This window comes from Pseudomonas sp. MDT1-17 (genome assembly GCF_054898105.1).
In genome coordinates, this window is the sequence record NZ_JBUBVM010000001.1 from 964,846 (window position 1) to 978,044 (window position 13,199).

The window sequence follows — 13,199 nt, forward strand, 5'->3', positions numbered from 1 at the left end:
CCAAAATAAAAGGCCCTAGGAACGGAACAGACGGCTGTACTGGCGCTCATGGGCCATGCACGCCAGGGACAGGCCGAATGGGGCGCTGCCAACGTGTTCGGGGTTGATTCGGGTGGCTTTCTGCTGAGCCTCTTGCAGCAGCGGCAACAATTGACTGGTCAAGCGTTGAGCGGCTTGCTGGCCCAGCGGCAGGGTTTTCATCAGCACCGCCAGTTGGTTTTCCAGCCAACTCCAGAGCCACGCCGCCAGCGCATCCTGTGGGCTGATCGTCCAGGCGCGAGCGGCCAGTGCCCAGCCGAGGGCCAAGTGCGGTTCGGGGCGTTGTTCAAGAAAGGCGCGGGCCGGCGCATCAAGCTCTGGCAAACCGTTGAGCAGTTGTTTTAAGGAATAGCCCATCTGCCGGCTCTCCTGATGCAGCTCGCGGGTTTCTCGGCTGGCGCGATGTTCTTCGCAGCGTTGCAGCAGTTCGCCCCAGTTTTCTTCGGCTGCGGCCACGCAATGAGCAAGCAGCAGTGGCGCTTCGAAACGTGCCAGGTTCAACTGCAACTGATCGCTGATCCAGCGCCGCGCACTGTCGCAATCGCTGATGCGGCCGTTATCCACCGCCATTTCCAGGCCCTGGGAATAGCTGTAGCCGCCAATCGGCAGCTGTGGGCTGGCCAGACGCAACAGCGCCCAGGCTGGGTTCATAGCCGTACGCCGAACTGGTGCAGTTTCGGTGGGTAGTTGAAGTCTTCATCGCCGTGGCGCGAATGATGATGGCCGCCGCCGTAGGCGCCGTGTTCCGGCTGGAACGGCGCTTCGATGTTTTCGACCTTGGCATTCAGCTGTTCGAGCATGGCCTTGAGCACGTAGTCGTCGAGCAGGCGCAACCAGCCATCACCGACTTGCAGGGCGACGTGGCGGTTGCCGAGGTGATAGGCGGCGCGAGTCAGTTCCAAAGCATTGGCGCAGGTGACGTGCAGCAGTTGTTCAGCTCGGGCGCAGACGCGGACGATGCGAGCGTCTTCGGCTTGCAGGCACTCGCCGTCATACAGCGGAGGCTGACCGCGCTCCAAAAACAACCCGACGTCTTCACCCTCGGCACTGAAACAGCGCAAACGGCTTTTGCTCCGGGCTTCGAAGGTCAGGTGCAACTCGGCGGCCCAGACGGGTTGAGGGTCGATTCTGCGATGAATCACCAGCATCGGAAAGCTTCCAGCAATGGACAATGCTTAGGCTAGAGCAAGGGGCTTGCCAATCGGGTGATGCGTAGGAAATGCCTGTCGGAACTCTGCAAATACTCCAGGACTCTGCGGCGGTTTGGATGAATTTGGTGCGGTGCAGAGCTACTCGCACCAAATTGCGGCGCACAAAAAAAGATCGCAACCTTCGGAAGCTCCTACAGGGAAAAGGGGTTCATGTAGGAGCTGCCGAAGGCTGCGATCTTTTAGAGAGTTATTCGGTGCTTCCGAGGCCCTGCCAATGCTTGAGGCCGATAAAGATAAAGCGCAACTGCTGGGTAATTTTTGCTTGAGGCGTCAAATGCTCAGGCAATGCCTGCATCGGTGGATCAATGATGTCGGGCAAGGTCGCGAACACGCTTTTAACAATCAGATCAGCCATGACGCTCAGGCCGGCGATGTCCAGGTGTTGCAGTTTCGGCATCAAGGACAAGTCGGCCGCCAGGTCCGAGCTGATGTCTTCGCGCAAGCGGCCGATGGCCAACCGCACCGGCAGCGAACCTCCGTACTGCTCGCGGGCGAGGAACAGGAACTGCGAGCGATTGGCCGTGACCACGTCGAGAAAGATTCGCACCGAGGCATCAATAATGCCGCCCATGACGAACTCGTTGTGGCGCACCAGGCGAATGGTTTCGCGAAAGGTCTGACCGACTTCACTCACCAGTACCAGGCCCAGTTCATCCATGTCGGCGAAATGCCGATAGAAACCGGTGGGCACGATCCCGGCGGTTTTGGCGACTTCGCGCAGGCTCAGGCTGCCGAATCCTCGGCCGCATTCCATCAAGTGGCGGGCAGCGTCCATCAGGGCGTTACGGGTCTGTTGTTTCTGTTCGGCGCGGGGCAGCATCGCAAGGGTGTTTTCTGGATAAGACAGCGACGCACTCTAGCAAATCGGCTTTGCCTGCGTCGAACGACTATCGGGGGATCAAGCGGGGAAGTGAGGCATCTATTACGTCAAAAGCCCAATCCGGGGATTGGGCTTTTTTTAAAGGCCGCCATTGGCTTAGCTCAAAGCGCTGTTGCGTTCGATGACGCGGTCACCACCACCTTCGGCCAGAGTTTGACCTTGTGGAGTGCGATCGGAACCGTCAGCAGCCAAGGTCTGGCCTTGTGGAGTGCGATCGGAACCGTCAGCCGCCAGGGTTTGACCTTGTGGGGTGCGGTCGGAACCGTCAGCAGCTAGAGTTTGACCTTGTGGGGTGCGGTCGGAACCGTCAGCAGCCAGGGTCTGGCCTTGTGGGGTGCGATCGGAACCGTCAGCCGCCAGGGTTTGACCTTGTGGAGTACGGTCAGAACCATCTTGGGTGATCAGGCCTTTCTCTTTCAGGCGATCATTGCCACCTTCGGCGACGGTTTGGCTGAACACCGAGTGGGTGGATTTGACTTGTGGGGTAGTTTGGTCAGCAGCCGGCAGGGCAAAAGCAGTGCTGGCCAGCAGTGAGAGTGTAAGGCTAAGCAGTAATTGGCGTTTCATGATCAGGTGCTCCGTAGGAGGGCGATAAAGTGGGTACGAGGGCAATGCTACTCTCGATAAGTCGATATAAAAGTTCATAAACGCAATGGTAATAATCAACGGAATTGATTGTTCCGCCAAAGCGCTCTAGAACGGGCGTTTCCGGCGGACATTTTTGCACCGAGGTGGGTATTTTCGACCCACTCCCGACTCGCAAAAGTGCGGGGTCGGTAACGCCGGATGAGGGGGCAGAGTGTCCCCGACCGATTATTTGAGCGTTAAGCGGTATTTCGGTTAAACCTGCAGGGCGTTTTTCAGTCGTAGATTCCATGGCAGGCCAGTTCTGGCCTAACGTTTCAAGCGTGCGTCGCAGTCAGGGCGCTTAGTCGTATCAGGAGCCCTGTGCAATGACGCGCACTCTTAAAGTTTTTACTTGGACCCTCGCCAGCCTTGTTGTCCTGCTGGCCGTACTGGTTCTGATCATCGTGTTCTTCGATTGGAACCGGATCAAACCACCGCTTAACGCCAAGGTTTCCGAGGAGCTGCACCGCCCGTTCGCCATCAACGGCAACCTCGCGGTGGTCTGGCAACGTGAACCCGACGAGGGCGGCTGGCGCGCGTGGGTGCCGTGGCCGCATGTTGTGGCGGAGGACTTGAGCCTGGGCAACCCGGACTGGTCGAAGAAGCCGCAGATGGTTACCCTCAAGCGCGTCGAGTTGCGCCTCTCGCCCCTGGCCTTGCTGGCGCAGCGCGTGGTGATTCCGCGCATTGACCTCACCGAACCGAAAGCCGACCTCCAGCGCCTGGCCGACGGTCGCGCCAACTGGACCTTCAAATTCGACCCGAAAGACCCGAACGCCAAGCCTTCAAACTGGGTGGTGGATATCGGTGCGATCGGCTTCGACAAAGGCCACGTCACCCTCGACGACCAGAGCCTGAAAACTCAGCTCGATGTGCTGATCGATCCGCTGGGGAAACCGATTCCGTTCAGCGAAATCGTCGGTGACAAAGCGGCGAAAACCGCACAGGAGAAGGGCGCTGCGCCTCAGGACTACGCGTTCGCCCTAAAGGTCAAAGGCCAGTACCACGAACAGAAGCTCGCGGGTGAAGGCAAGATCGGCGGCCTGCTGGCCTTGCAGGACGCGGCCAGACCGTTTCCGCTTCAGGCTCAAGTCAAGATCGCCGACACCAGCGTCGAATTGGCCGGCACCCTCACCGATCCACTGAACCTCGGCGCTTTGGACTTACGCCTGAAATTGGCCGGCACCAGCCTGGCCAATCTCTACCCGCTGACCGGCGTGACCCTGCCGGACACCCCGCCGTACGCCACGGACGGGCACTTGATCGCCAAGCTTCATGAGGCGGGCGGCGCGGTGTTCCGTTACGAAGAATTCAACGGCAAGATCGGTCAGAGCGACATTCATGGCAGCCTGCTCTATGTCGCCAGCCATCCGCGACCGAAACTCAGCGGCTCATTGCTCTCCAATCAGTTGCTGTTTGCCGACCTGGCCCCGCTGATCGGCGCCGACTCCAACGCTAAACAAAAGGCCCGCGGCGGTGAAAGCAAGCAGCCGGCTGACAAGGTGTTGCCGGTCGAAGAGTTCAAAACCGAGCGCTGGCGCGATATGGACGCCGACGTCGAGTTGACCGGCAAGCGCATCGTCCACAGCGAAAAACTGCCGTTCAATGATCTCTACACCCACCTGATACTCACTGACGGTGTGCTGAGCCTTGAGCCCCTGCGTTTCGGCGTGGCCGGCGGCAACCTGGATGCTCAGATTCGCCTCAATGGCCGAACCGAACCGTTGGAAGGCAAGGCCAAACTCACCGCACGCAAATTCAAACTCAAGCAGCTGTTCCCGACCTTTGAACCAATGAAAACCAGTTTCGGCGAACTCAATGGTGATGCCGATATCACCGGTCGTGGCAACTCGGTGGCCAAACTGCTGGGCAGCGCCAATGGCACTCTGAAGATGCTGATCAACGACGGCGCCATCAGCCGTGAGTTGATGGAACTGGCGGGGCTCAACGTCGGCAACTATGTGGTGAGCAAGATCTTTGGCGACAAGGAAGTGAAGATCAACTGCGCCGCCGCCGACTTCGACATCAAGACTGGGCTGGCGACCACGCGCCTGTTCGTCTTCGATACCGCAAACGCGATCATCTACATCGATGGCACGGCAAACATGGCGACTGAGCAACTGGACCTGACCATCACCCCGGAATCCAAGGGCTGGCGACTGATTTCGCTGCGTTCGCCGCTGTATGTGCGCGGCAAGTTCATCAAGCCTGATGCGGGTGTGAAGGCGGTGCCGCTGATTTTGCGTGGGGCGGGAATGGTGGCGTTGGGCGTGATTGCCGCACCGGCGGCAGGCTTGCTGGCGCTGGTGGCGCCGAGCGGTGGCGAACCGAATCAGTGTGCGCCGTTGCTGGAGCAGATGAAGGCGGGCAAGGCGCCCGTGACCGTTAAACCCTCCCGGTAAAATGCAGATCAAAAGATCGCAGCCTGCGGCAGCTCCTACTGGGGGACGCATTCCAACTGTAGGAGCTGCCGAAGGCCCGAGCCTTCGGACGATCTTTTGCTTTTGAGGTTTACATATCTTTCAGAAGGTCGGCCATGTCATCGGCATGCTCTTCTTCCTGGGCCAGGATGTCTTCGAAGATGCGCCGGGTGGTCGGGTCCTTTCCGCCGATGTACTGAATGATCTCGCGATAGCTGTCGATGGCAATTCGCTCGGCGACCAGGTCTTCGTAGACCATCTCTTTAAGTGAATCACCGGCCACGTATTGAGCGTGGGAGTTTTTCGACAGCAGGTCAGGGTTGAACTCCGGCTCACCGCCCAGTTGCACTATGCGCTCGGCCAAACGGTCGGCGTGTTGGGCTTCCTGGGTCGCGTGTTCAAGGAATTCGTCGGCGGCGACCTGGGCTTTCAGGCCGCTGGCCATAAAGTAGTGGCGCTTGTAGCGCAACACGCAGACCAGTTCGGTGGCCAGCGATTCGTTGAGCAGGCGCAGCACTTCTTCACGGTTGGCGCTGTAGCTTTCAGTTACCGCACCGTTCTCGACGTTCTTGCGGGCGCGTTCGCGAAGGGTGGTTACATCAGACAAATGCATGTCGCTCATCTCGATCTCCTGGAGGCTAATCCGGTTTGCGTCACCCTCTATAGAAGTGATCGCTACCTAGGGTGTGAGTGATGAGCGCGGCGAAAAGTTTTATGTCATTTGGCAATCGCCAGCCTGGCGCGAAGCAATCACGCCAAGGCATGCCCGGACAGCAACGCCTCCTCGCGCAACCAGGAAAAAAATGCCCGGACCGGCGGATGTCGTTCACGTCCGGGCACGCAGAGGGCGCTGTATCCGGCGCCATCGACCTGGAATTCGCCCCGTTTCGGGCCAGGTGGAGAACTTGAGGCGCCGAGGCCGAGCAGCGTTTGCGGGCGCTGGCCAGGGAGTTCTAGATCGTCTGGTTGTATTTGCTGATCGTCGTTGGTGATCGTGGCGGGGGAGTGGGGCTGAAGTAAGGCGGGATGTCATAGACTGGTCGTCGCGTTGTCATCTTCGATGCCGATGCTTGGCTGATGTCTTGCATCCAGCCTTGCGTCACCTCACCGATCACAAGGAAGTTCGCCCATGTCGCAAGGTTCCGCCACGCGTTACCCGTTGGTGCTGGTCCCGGGAATGCTCGGGTTTATCCGTCTGCTGCTCTATCCGTACTGGTACGGGATCATTTCGGCGCTGCGCCGCGGTGGGGCGACAGTGATTGCAGTGCAGGTCTCGCCGCTCAATTCAAATGAGGTACGTGGCGAACAGTTGCTGGCGCGAATCGAGGAGATTCTGCGGGAAACCGGGGCCGAGAAGGTCAACCTGATCGGCCATAGCCAGGGCTCGCTCACCGCCCGTTACGCCGCCGCCAAACGTCCGGATCGGGTCGCCTCAGTCACCTCGGTGGCCGGGCCCAATCACGGTTCGGAGCTGGCGGATTACCTGCACAAACACTACCCGGGCGACAGCGCCAAGGGGCGTTTGCTCACCGTTTTGCTGCGGTGGATCAGTGCGCTGATGAGCCTGCTGGAAACCGGTTATCGCGGGCCGAAATTGCCGGTGGATATCCATGCCTCTCATCATTCACTGACGACTGAAGGCGTGGCGCTGTTCAACCAGCGTTATCCACAGGGCTTGCCTGACACCTGGGGCGGGCATGGGCCGGAAGAGGTCAACGGGGTGCGTTATTACTCCTGGTCCGGGACCTTGCAGCCGGGGAAAACTGATCGGGGGCGTAACCTGTTCGATGGGACTAATCGCAGTTGCCGGTTGTTTGCCAGGACCTTCGTTCGAGAGGTCGGGCATTGCGACGGGATGGTCGGGCGTTACAGCTCGCATCTGGGGACGGTGATTGGTGATGAGTATCCGATGGATCACTTCGATATCGTCAATCAGTCACTGGGTTTGGTGGGGAAGGGGGCTGAGCCGATTCGGTTGTTTGTCGAGCATGCGGCGCGGCTGAAAGCGGCTGGTTTGTAAGATTAAGATCAAAAGATCGCAGCCTCCGGCAGCTCCTACAGGTGTACGCCAATCCAGTAGGAGTTGCCGAAGGCTGCGATCTTTTTCTATCAGGCGACGCTGACCTTGCGGCCCAACGCGGTCGTCCAGCGCTCGGAAAGAATCACCCCACCCAACGTTAACATCCCACCCACCAGGTGATACATCGCCAACTGCTCATGCAGCACCACCGCCGCAATCAGCGCGGTAATCAACGGCAGCAGATTGAAAAACAACGTGGTCCGGCTCGGCCCCAGGCGGATCACGGCCTGCATCCACGCCAATGGTGCAAGCATCGAGGCCAGCAGGCAGGCGTAAAGCACCAGCGGAATGTTCTGCAGCGTCGGGCCGATCTTCGGTGACGCGAGGAATAGCGGAAACAGCACCACCACGGCCACCCATACCTGCAAATACAGCAACACCAGCGGCGGTAACCGCAGCTGCCATTTTTTCAGCAGCGTGCTGTAGATCGCGTAGGCCAGGGTGGCGATCAGCATCATGGCATCACCCAGGTTCACCCCGTGCTCGAGCAGCGCGCCAAGGCTGCCGGACGAGACGACCACCAAAACCCCCGTGAGCGACAGCACTGCACCGGCCAGTGCTCCGGCGGTCAGGTGCTGGCCGAGGCTGACAATGGCCATGGCCAGTGACATCAACGGCATCAGCGACAAAATGATCCCCATGTTGGTGGCCGAGGTCAGGGTCGCGGCGAAATACGCGAGGCTTTGATAAACCGCCATGCCCAGCACGCCGAGGATGAAAATCTTGCCCAGGTTCGGGCGGATCGCCGGCCAATGGGCGATGACCGGGTTGAGCATGAACGGTGTGAACAGCAATCCGGCCAGTAGCCAGCGGTAGAAACCGATCTCGGCGGGGAAGATTGCCCCGGCTGACATTTTGGTGATCACGGTGTTGCCGGCCCAGATGAAAATGGCCAGCAGGGGATAAGCGTATTGCATGGGAAAAACCAGAGCGTTAATGAGGGGTGATTATCGCCTGTCTGGATGCAAGCCTATACTTCGATCCAGACAACCTGCCCCTGATGACGGACAGCATGAACAGCAAACACATCGACCTGCTGGATTTCAGCGAACTGCCTGCCCCGGTGTACTTCCGCTATGCCGACTTTGATGCTCATCGTTTTGCCTCGGCGCACCGTCATCCTTGGGGCACGCTGGAGTATTCGGCCCACGGCGTCTTGCACATGGAAATCGGCGGCAGCCGCTTCATGTCACCGCCGCACTACGCGGTGTGGGTGCCGCCGCAGACCGAGCACAGTTTCTACAGCCATCAGCCGATCAACTATCGTGCGGTCTGCCTGGCTCCGCTGATGTGCCACGATCTGCCTCAACAGGCCTGCACCCTGGCGATCAGCGACATCCTCAAAGCCATTCTCAAAGACTTTGCCGCCCGCGATGTGAAGATTCCCGCGCACGAAGCGGACAAACGTCTGGCCCAGGTACTGGTGGATCAACTGCAACAGGCACCGGTGCATGAGTGTTACTTGCCCTACGCCAGCAGTTCCGGCTTGCTCGCAATACTGGAAGCCTTGCAGGCCGAGCCCGGTGATAACCGTCCCTTGGCGGAGTGGGCCGCGCAGATCCATGTCAGCGAACGCACGCTGGCGCGGCGGTTCGTGCGTGAACTGGGCATGAGTTTTGGCGAGTGGCGCCAGCGCTTGCGGTATCTGGCCGCCATCGAAGCACTGGACAGCCACCGCAGCATTCAGGACATCGCTTTCGACACGGGTTACAGCACCGGTTCAGCGTTTATCGCGATGTTTCAACGCCAGGCAGGGTGCACGCCGGAACAGTATCGACGCAGCCACCTTGAGAGCAGGAAGGTGTAACAGGCGTTGTCTACACTCCAGAGCGAGGCCGTGCTCCTCGGTGCGGCAACAGGGAGAAACTCCATGAAGATGTTGCGTGTCCCGTTGTTGATGATGGGTTTGCTGCTCTGCTCCCAGGGCTTTGCCGCCACTGAGCAACAGAACAAGATGACCACCTGCAATGCGGACGCCACCGCAAAAACCCTCAAGGGCGATGAACGTAAAGCCTTCATGAGCACGTGCCTGAAAGCGGCGCCGGCCGCCAATGACGCCAAAGCCCTTACCCCTCAGCAAGAAAAGATGAAAACCTGTAACGCTACCGCCACTACCCAGGCCCTCAAGGGTGATGCGCGCAAAACCTTCATGAGCGACTGCCTGAAGAAAAAATAATCAAGCGTCTACGGGGCGAAGGCATCTGCTCGCTTCGCCGCCGGAACGCTGGCAGACTGCCAATCCTTTTACGCCGTTCGTTTTGAGGCTGTATGCCAACGTTTTCTCAACGCCAAGTCTTGCTGCTAATCAGTTGGGTCATCATCTTTGGTGGTTTGCTGCTGGTGATCCCGCTGCGGTTGTTACCGAGTCTGCTGGCCGGGCTGCTGGTGTTTGAGCTGGTCAATATGCTCACCCCGCAATTGCAGCGGCTGATCGAAGGTCGGCGTGCGCGCTGGCTGGCGGTGGCGTTATTGGGAACGCTAGTGGTCAGTGTGTTGACGCTGATCTTTGCCGGTGCCATCAGTTTTCTGCTGCACGAAGCGGAAAACCCCGGCGCTTCTCTCGACAAATTCATGGTCGTTGTTGATCGCGCGCGCGGGCAATTGCCGCCGTTCATCGACGTCTATCTGCCCGCCAGCGCCGCCGAATTCCGCGTGGCGATTGGCGAGTGGATGAGCAAACACCTCAGCGACTTGCAGCTGGTGGGCAAGGATGCGGCGCACATGTTTGTGACGCTGCTGATCGGCATGGTGTTGGGGGCGATCATTGCCTTGCAGCGCGTGCCGGACCTGACCAAGCGCAAGCCATTGGCCGCCGCGCTGTTCGACCGCTTGCACCTGCTGGTCCAGGCGTTTCGCAACATCGTGTTTGCCCAGATCAAGATTTCCCTGCTCAACACCTTCTTCACCGGGATTTTCCTGGCGGTGGTCCTGCCGATGTTCGGGATCAAGCTGCCGCTGACCAAAACCCTGATCGTGCTGACGTTCCTGCTAGGGCTGCTGCCGGTGATCGGCAACCTGATATCGAACACCCTGATCACCATTGTCGGCCTGTCGCTGTCGATCTGGGTGGCCGTGGCGGCGCTGGGTTACCTGATTGTTATCCACAAGCTCGAATACTTCCTCAATGCGCGCATTGTCGGCGGGCAGATCAGTGCCAAGTCGTGGGAGTTGCTGCTGGCGATGCTGGTGTTCGAGGCCGCGTTCGGCCTGCCGGGGGTGGTGGCGGGGCCGATTTATTACGCGTATCTGAAGAGTGAGTTGAAGCAGGTGGGGATGGTTTAATCAGGCAGATGTGGTGCCTGATATTGCCCCTTCGCGAGCAAGCCCGCTCCCACATTTGACCGAGTTCCTCCAGATGGAATGCGGTCAAATGTGGGAGCGGGCTTGCTCGCGAAGCAGGCGCCGCGGTTTTCTGATCAATCCATCGTGCCGTAGCGCTTCATCGCTTCAATCGCCAAGCCGCTGCCGATGCTGCCGAAGATGTTTCCTTCCACATGCCGCGCATTCGGCAACATCGCCGAGACGCTGTTGCGCAGTGCCGGAATTCCGCTCGAACCTCCGGTGAAAAACACCGTGTCCACCTGATCAACGCGTACGTTAGCGTCGTTCAGCATTTGCGTGACACTGTTGCGCACACGCTCCAGCAGGTTGTCGATGGCCGATTCGAACAGTGCCCGGCTCAACTCCACGCTCAAACCCGGTTCGATGCGGTCCAGCGGCACATGGCGGCTGTCGGCGTGGGTCAGCTGGATCTTGGTTTCTTCCACTTCCATGGCCAGCCAGTGGCCGGCGCGCTGGTCGATCAGCTTGAACAGGCGATCGATGCCGCCGGTGTCTTCGATGTCATAGCGCATGCTGCCCAGCGCCAGGGTCGACTTCTGCGAGTACACCGAGTTGATGGTGTGCCAGGTCGCCAGGTTCATGTGGTGGCTGGTCGGCATATAAGCGCCGCTCTTCATCCGGCTGCCGTAACCGAACAGCGGCATCAGGCCTTGCAGGCTCAGCTGCTTGTCGAAATCGGTCCCGCCGATGTGCACGCCACCGGTGGCGAGGATGTCATCGTGACGGTTGTCGTGGGTACGGCGTTCAGGGGACAGGCGCACCAGCGAGAAGTCGGACGTACCACCGCCGATGTCGACGATCAGTACCAGCTCTTCTTTTTCGATGGTCGACTCATAGTCGAATGCCGCTGCAATCGGTTCGTACTGGAACGAAACGTCCTTGAAGCCGATGGCGCGGGCCACGTCCACCAGGGTGTTTTCCGCTTCCTGGTCGGCCAGCTCATCGTCATCGACGAAGAACACCGGACGACCCAGCACCACTTCCTCGAATTCGCGACCGGCGGCGTCTTCGGCGCGCTTCTTCAGCTGACCGATAAACAGCCCGAGCAGGTCCTTGAACGGCATCGCGGTGCCGAGGACGCTGGTGTCGTGCTTGATCAGCTTGGAGCCCAGCAGGCTCTTGAGCGAGCGCATCAATCGGCCTTCATAGCCTTCCAGGTACTCGTGCAGCGCCAGGCGGCCGTACACCGGGCGGCGTTCTTCCATATTGAAGAAGACCACCGAAGGCAGGGTGATCTTGTCGTCCTCCAGCGCGATCAGCGTTTCCATGCCGGGGCGCAGCCAGCCGACGGTGGAGTTGGACGTGCCGAAGTCGATACCACAGGCACGGGCTGGAGATGCGTTTTTCATGTCTTTCGAGTTCCGGTTAAAAAACGGCCGCGCAGTGTATGTCAGTGCGGCGCAGATTCGAAGGCCGACTGTCCGCTAAATCTCAGCTATTAGCGCCTTGAAAGACTATCCTTCGCCCCAAACTTGTCTGCATTGGGCCTGGCAGCCACAGGACGGTCGCAAGAACCGCCCGCCGCTGCCGATAAACTTCTGATGCGCTGCCCGGTCTCAAGCTTGAGATCGGTCAACCTGGCGGCTGGCAATGCGCGCGTGCTGCCAGTGGTGGCGCGATATCGATAACGGATGGTGATTCCCGCGATGGACTTCAAAGACTATTACAAGATTCTCGGTGTGGAGCCGACCGCGGACGATAAGGCGATCAAGGCCGCCTATCGCAAGCTGGCGCGCAAATACCACCCCGACGTCAGCAAGGAAAAGGACGCCGAGGCCAAGTTCAAGGATGCTTCGGAAGCCTATGAAGCATTGAAAAATGCCGACAAGCGCGCCGAATACGACGACTTGCGCAAATACGGCCAGCATGGCCAACCGTTCCAGGGCCCGCCGGGTTGGCAGGGGCGTGGTGCAGGCGGTTTCGGTGGTGGTCAGGACACGGGCGATTTTTCGGACTTCTTCAGTTCGATCTTCGGCAACCGTGGCCCTGGTTTTGGTGGTGGACAGTCGGGCCGCAGCGCCGGGCGTCGAGGGCAAGACGTGGAAATGGAACTTGGGATTTTTCTGGAAGAAACCCTCTCGAACGAATCGAAGAAGGTCACCTTCCAGGTGCCGCAGTACAACGCTGCCGGCCAGCATGTGAGCAACACCAGTAAAAGTCTGAACGTGAAGATCCCGGCCGGCGTGGCCGACGGCGAGCGAATCCGCCTAAAGGGCCAGGGTGCGCCGGGCGTTGGTGGCGGGGCCAATGGCGACTTGTTCTTGATCATTCGCTTTGCACCGCACCCCAAGTTCGACGTCGAAGGCGAAGACCTGATCATTACCTTGCCGTTGGCTCCGTGGGAATTGGCCTTGGGCGCCGAAGTTGCAGTGCCGACCCTGACGGGCAAGATCAATCTCAAGGTTCCGGCCGGCAGTCAGAACGGCCAGCGCATGCGTGCCAAGGGCCATGGATTGCTGAACAAGGCCGGTCATCGCGGTTATTTGTTTGTACAACTCAAGGCCGTCATGCCTAAAACCTCGGATGACGAGGTCAAGGCGTTGTGGCAGGAGCTGGCCCAAAAAGCGGCTTTCAACCCGAGAGAAAACTTCTGATCCCAG

General features: G+C 59.3%; 13 protein-coding genes and 1 pseudogene. 6 read left to right on the forward strand and 8 right to left on the reverse strand.

Annotated features, from left to right (window positions below; translation table 11 throughout):
* Positions 1–15 precede the first annotated feature (15 nt).
* The 4 genes from ACYZTX_RS04220 to ACYZTX_RS04235 form a co-directional block, all read right to left on the reverse strand.
* A complete protein-coding gene (locus ACYZTX_RS04220; protein ID WP_462033079.1) occupies positions 16–690 on the reverse strand; it encodes an urease accessory protein UreF in 675 nt (224 codons plus the stop codon).
* A complete protein-coding gene (ureE, locus tag ACYZTX_RS04225; protein WP_462033080.1) occupies positions 687–1,187 on the reverse strand; it encodes an urease accessory protein UreE in 501 nt (166 codons plus the stop codon). Before ureE ends, ACYZTX_RS04220 begins: the two co-directional genes overlap by 4 nt.
* Before the next feature lie 250 nt (positions 1,188–1,437).
* Complete coding sequence (locus tag ACYZTX_RS04230) at positions 1,438–2,070, reverse strand: TetR family transcriptional regulator (RefSeq protein WP_462033081.1); 633 nt, start codon at positions 2,068–2,070, stop codon at positions 1,438–1,440.
* A gap of 156 nt (positions 2,071–2,226) precedes the next feature.
* The gene (locus tag ACYZTX_RS04235; protein ID WP_462033082.1) at positions 2,227–2,697 is read right to left on the reverse strand and encodes a hypothetical protein; all 471 of its coding nucleotides are present in this window, start codon (positions 2,695–2,697) and stop codon (positions 2,227–2,229) included.
* A 386-nt stretch (positions 2,698–3,083) separates the two neighbouring features.
* Here ACYZTX_RS04235 and ACYZTX_RS04240 point away from each other — a divergent pair, with 386 nt between their 5' ends.
* A complete protein-coding gene (locus ACYZTX_RS04240; protein ID WP_462033083.1) occupies positions 3,084–5,159 on the forward strand; it encodes an AsmA family protein in 2,076 nt (691 codons plus the stop codon).
* A gap of 109 nt (positions 5,160–5,268) precedes the next feature.
* Here the strand turns inward: ACYZTX_RS04240 and ACYZTX_RS04245 are convergent, their stop codons facing one another.
* A complete protein-coding gene (locus ACYZTX_RS04245) occupies positions 5,269–5,799 on the reverse strand; it encodes a ferritin-like domain-containing protein (RefSeq protein WP_462033084.1) in 531 nt (176 codons plus the stop codon).
* A 128-nt stretch (positions 5,800–5,927) separates the two neighbouring features.
* Positions 5,928–6,053 (reverse strand): annotated as a pseudogene (locus tag ACYZTX_RS04250) (LysR family transcriptional regulator); the annotation flags it as partial.
* Between the two features lie 253 nt (positions 6,054–6,306).
* Between ACYZTX_RS04250 and ACYZTX_RS04255 the strand changes: the two are divergent.
* Positions 6,307–7,197, forward strand: coding sequence for an esterase/lipase family protein (locus tag ACYZTX_RS04255; RefSeq protein WP_462033085.1), 891 nt, complete (start codon positions 6,307–6,309; stop codon positions 7,195–7,197).
* Between the two features lie 89 nt (positions 7,198–7,286).
* Here the strand turns inward: ACYZTX_RS04255 and ACYZTX_RS04260 are convergent, their stop codons facing one another.
* The gene (locus tag ACYZTX_RS04260; protein ID WP_462033086.1) at positions 7,287–8,174 is read right to left on the reverse strand and encodes a DMT family transporter; all 888 of its coding nucleotides are present in this window, start codon (positions 8,172–8,174) and stop codon (positions 7,287–7,289) included.
* Between the two features lie 95 nt (positions 8,175–8,269).
* On the opposite strand from ACYZTX_RS04260, the gene ACYZTX_RS04265 reads away from it, so the two are divergent.
* The 3 genes from ACYZTX_RS04265 (at position 8,270) to ACYZTX_RS04275 (ending at position 10,539) form a co-directional block, all read left to right on the forward strand.
* Positions 8,270–9,064, forward strand: coding sequence for a helix-turn-helix domain-containing protein (locus ACYZTX_RS04265; protein WP_462033087.1), 795 nt, complete (start codon positions 8,270–8,272; stop codon positions 9,062–9,064).
* A 63-nt stretch (positions 9,065–9,127) separates the two neighbouring features.
* A complete protein-coding gene (locus ACYZTX_RS04270) occupies positions 9,128–9,433 on the forward strand; it encodes a PsiF family protein (protein WP_462033088.1) in 306 nt (101 codons plus the stop codon).
* Between the two features lie 92 nt (positions 9,434–9,525).
* Positions 9,526–10,539 (forward strand): AI-2E family transporter, encoded by a 1,014-nt coding sequence (locus ACYZTX_RS04275; RefSeq protein WP_282376737.1) that lies wholly within the window; start codon positions 9,526–9,528, stop codon positions 10,537–10,539.
* A gap of 134 nt (positions 10,540–10,673) precedes the next feature.
* Here ACYZTX_RS04275 and ACYZTX_RS04280 read toward each other — a convergent pair whose 3' ends face one another.
* The gene (locus ACYZTX_RS04280) at positions 10,674–11,948 is read right to left on the reverse strand and encodes an Hsp70 family protein (RefSeq protein WP_462033089.1); all 1,275 of its coding nucleotides are present in this window, start codon (positions 11,946–11,948) and stop codon (positions 10,674–10,676) included.
* 297 nt (positions 11,949–12,245) lie between these two features.
* On the opposite strand from ACYZTX_RS04280, the gene ACYZTX_RS04285 reads away from it, so the two are divergent.
* Positions 12,246–13,193, forward strand: a complete 948-nt coding sequence (locus ACYZTX_RS04285) for a DnaJ C-terminal domain-containing protein (RefSeq protein ID WP_462033090.1) — start codon at positions 12,246–12,248, stop codon at positions 13,191–13,193.
* Positions 13,194–13,199: the final 6 nt, after the last annotated feature.

Excerpts from the sequence above, each read along its gene's own strand:
- ACYZTX_RS04220 (WP_462033079.1), bottom strand. The coding sequence starts at position 690 with ATGAACCCAGCCTGGGCGCTGTTGCGTCTGGCCAGCCCACAGCTGCCG.
- ureE (WP_462033080.1), bottom strand. The coding sequence starts at position 1,187 with ATGCTGGTGATTCATCGCAGAATCGACCCTCAACCCGTCTGGGCCGCC.
- ACYZTX_RS04230 (WP_462033081.1), bottom strand. The coding sequence starts at position 2,070 with ATGCTGCCCCGCGCCGAACAGAAACAACAGACCCGTAACGCCCTGATG.
- ACYZTX_RS04235 (WP_462033082.1), bottom strand. The coding sequence starts at position 2,697 with ATGAAACGCCAATTACTGCTTAGCCTTACACTCTCACTGCTGGCCAGC.
- ACYZTX_RS04240 (WP_462033083.1), top strand. The coding sequence starts at position 3,084 with ATGACGCGCACTCTTAAAGTTTTTACTTGGACCCTCGCCAGCCTTGTT.
- ACYZTX_RS04245 (WP_462033084.1), bottom strand. The coding sequence starts at position 5,799 with ATGAGCGACATGCATTTGTCTGATGTAACCACCCTTCGCGAACGCGCC.
- ACYZTX_RS04255 (WP_462033085.1), top strand. The coding sequence starts at position 6,307 with ATGTCGCAAGGTTCCGCCACGCGTTACCCGTTGGTGCTGGTCCCGGGA.
- ACYZTX_RS04260 (WP_462033086.1), bottom strand. The coding sequence starts at position 8,174 with ATGCAATACGCTTATCCCCTGCTGGCCATTTTCATCTGGGCCGGCAAC.
- ACYZTX_RS04265 (WP_462033087.1), top strand. The coding sequence starts at position 8,270 with ATGAACAGCAAACACATCGACCTGCTGGATTTCAGCGAACTGCCTGCC.
- ACYZTX_RS04270 (WP_462033088.1), top strand. The coding sequence starts at position 9,128 with ATGAAGATGTTGCGTGTCCCGTTGTTGATGATGGGTTTGCTGCTCTGC.
- ACYZTX_RS04275 (WP_282376737.1), top strand. The coding sequence starts at position 9,526 with ATGCCAACGTTTTCTCAACGCCAAGTCTTGCTGCTAATCAGTTGGGTC.
- ACYZTX_RS04280 (WP_462033089.1), bottom strand. The coding sequence starts at position 11,948 with ATGAAAAACGCATCTCCAGCCCGTGCCTGTGGTATCGACTTCGGCACG.
- ACYZTX_RS04285 (WP_462033090.1), top strand. The coding sequence starts at position 12,246 with ATGGACTTCAAAGACTATTACAAGATTCTCGGTGTGGAGCCGACCGCG.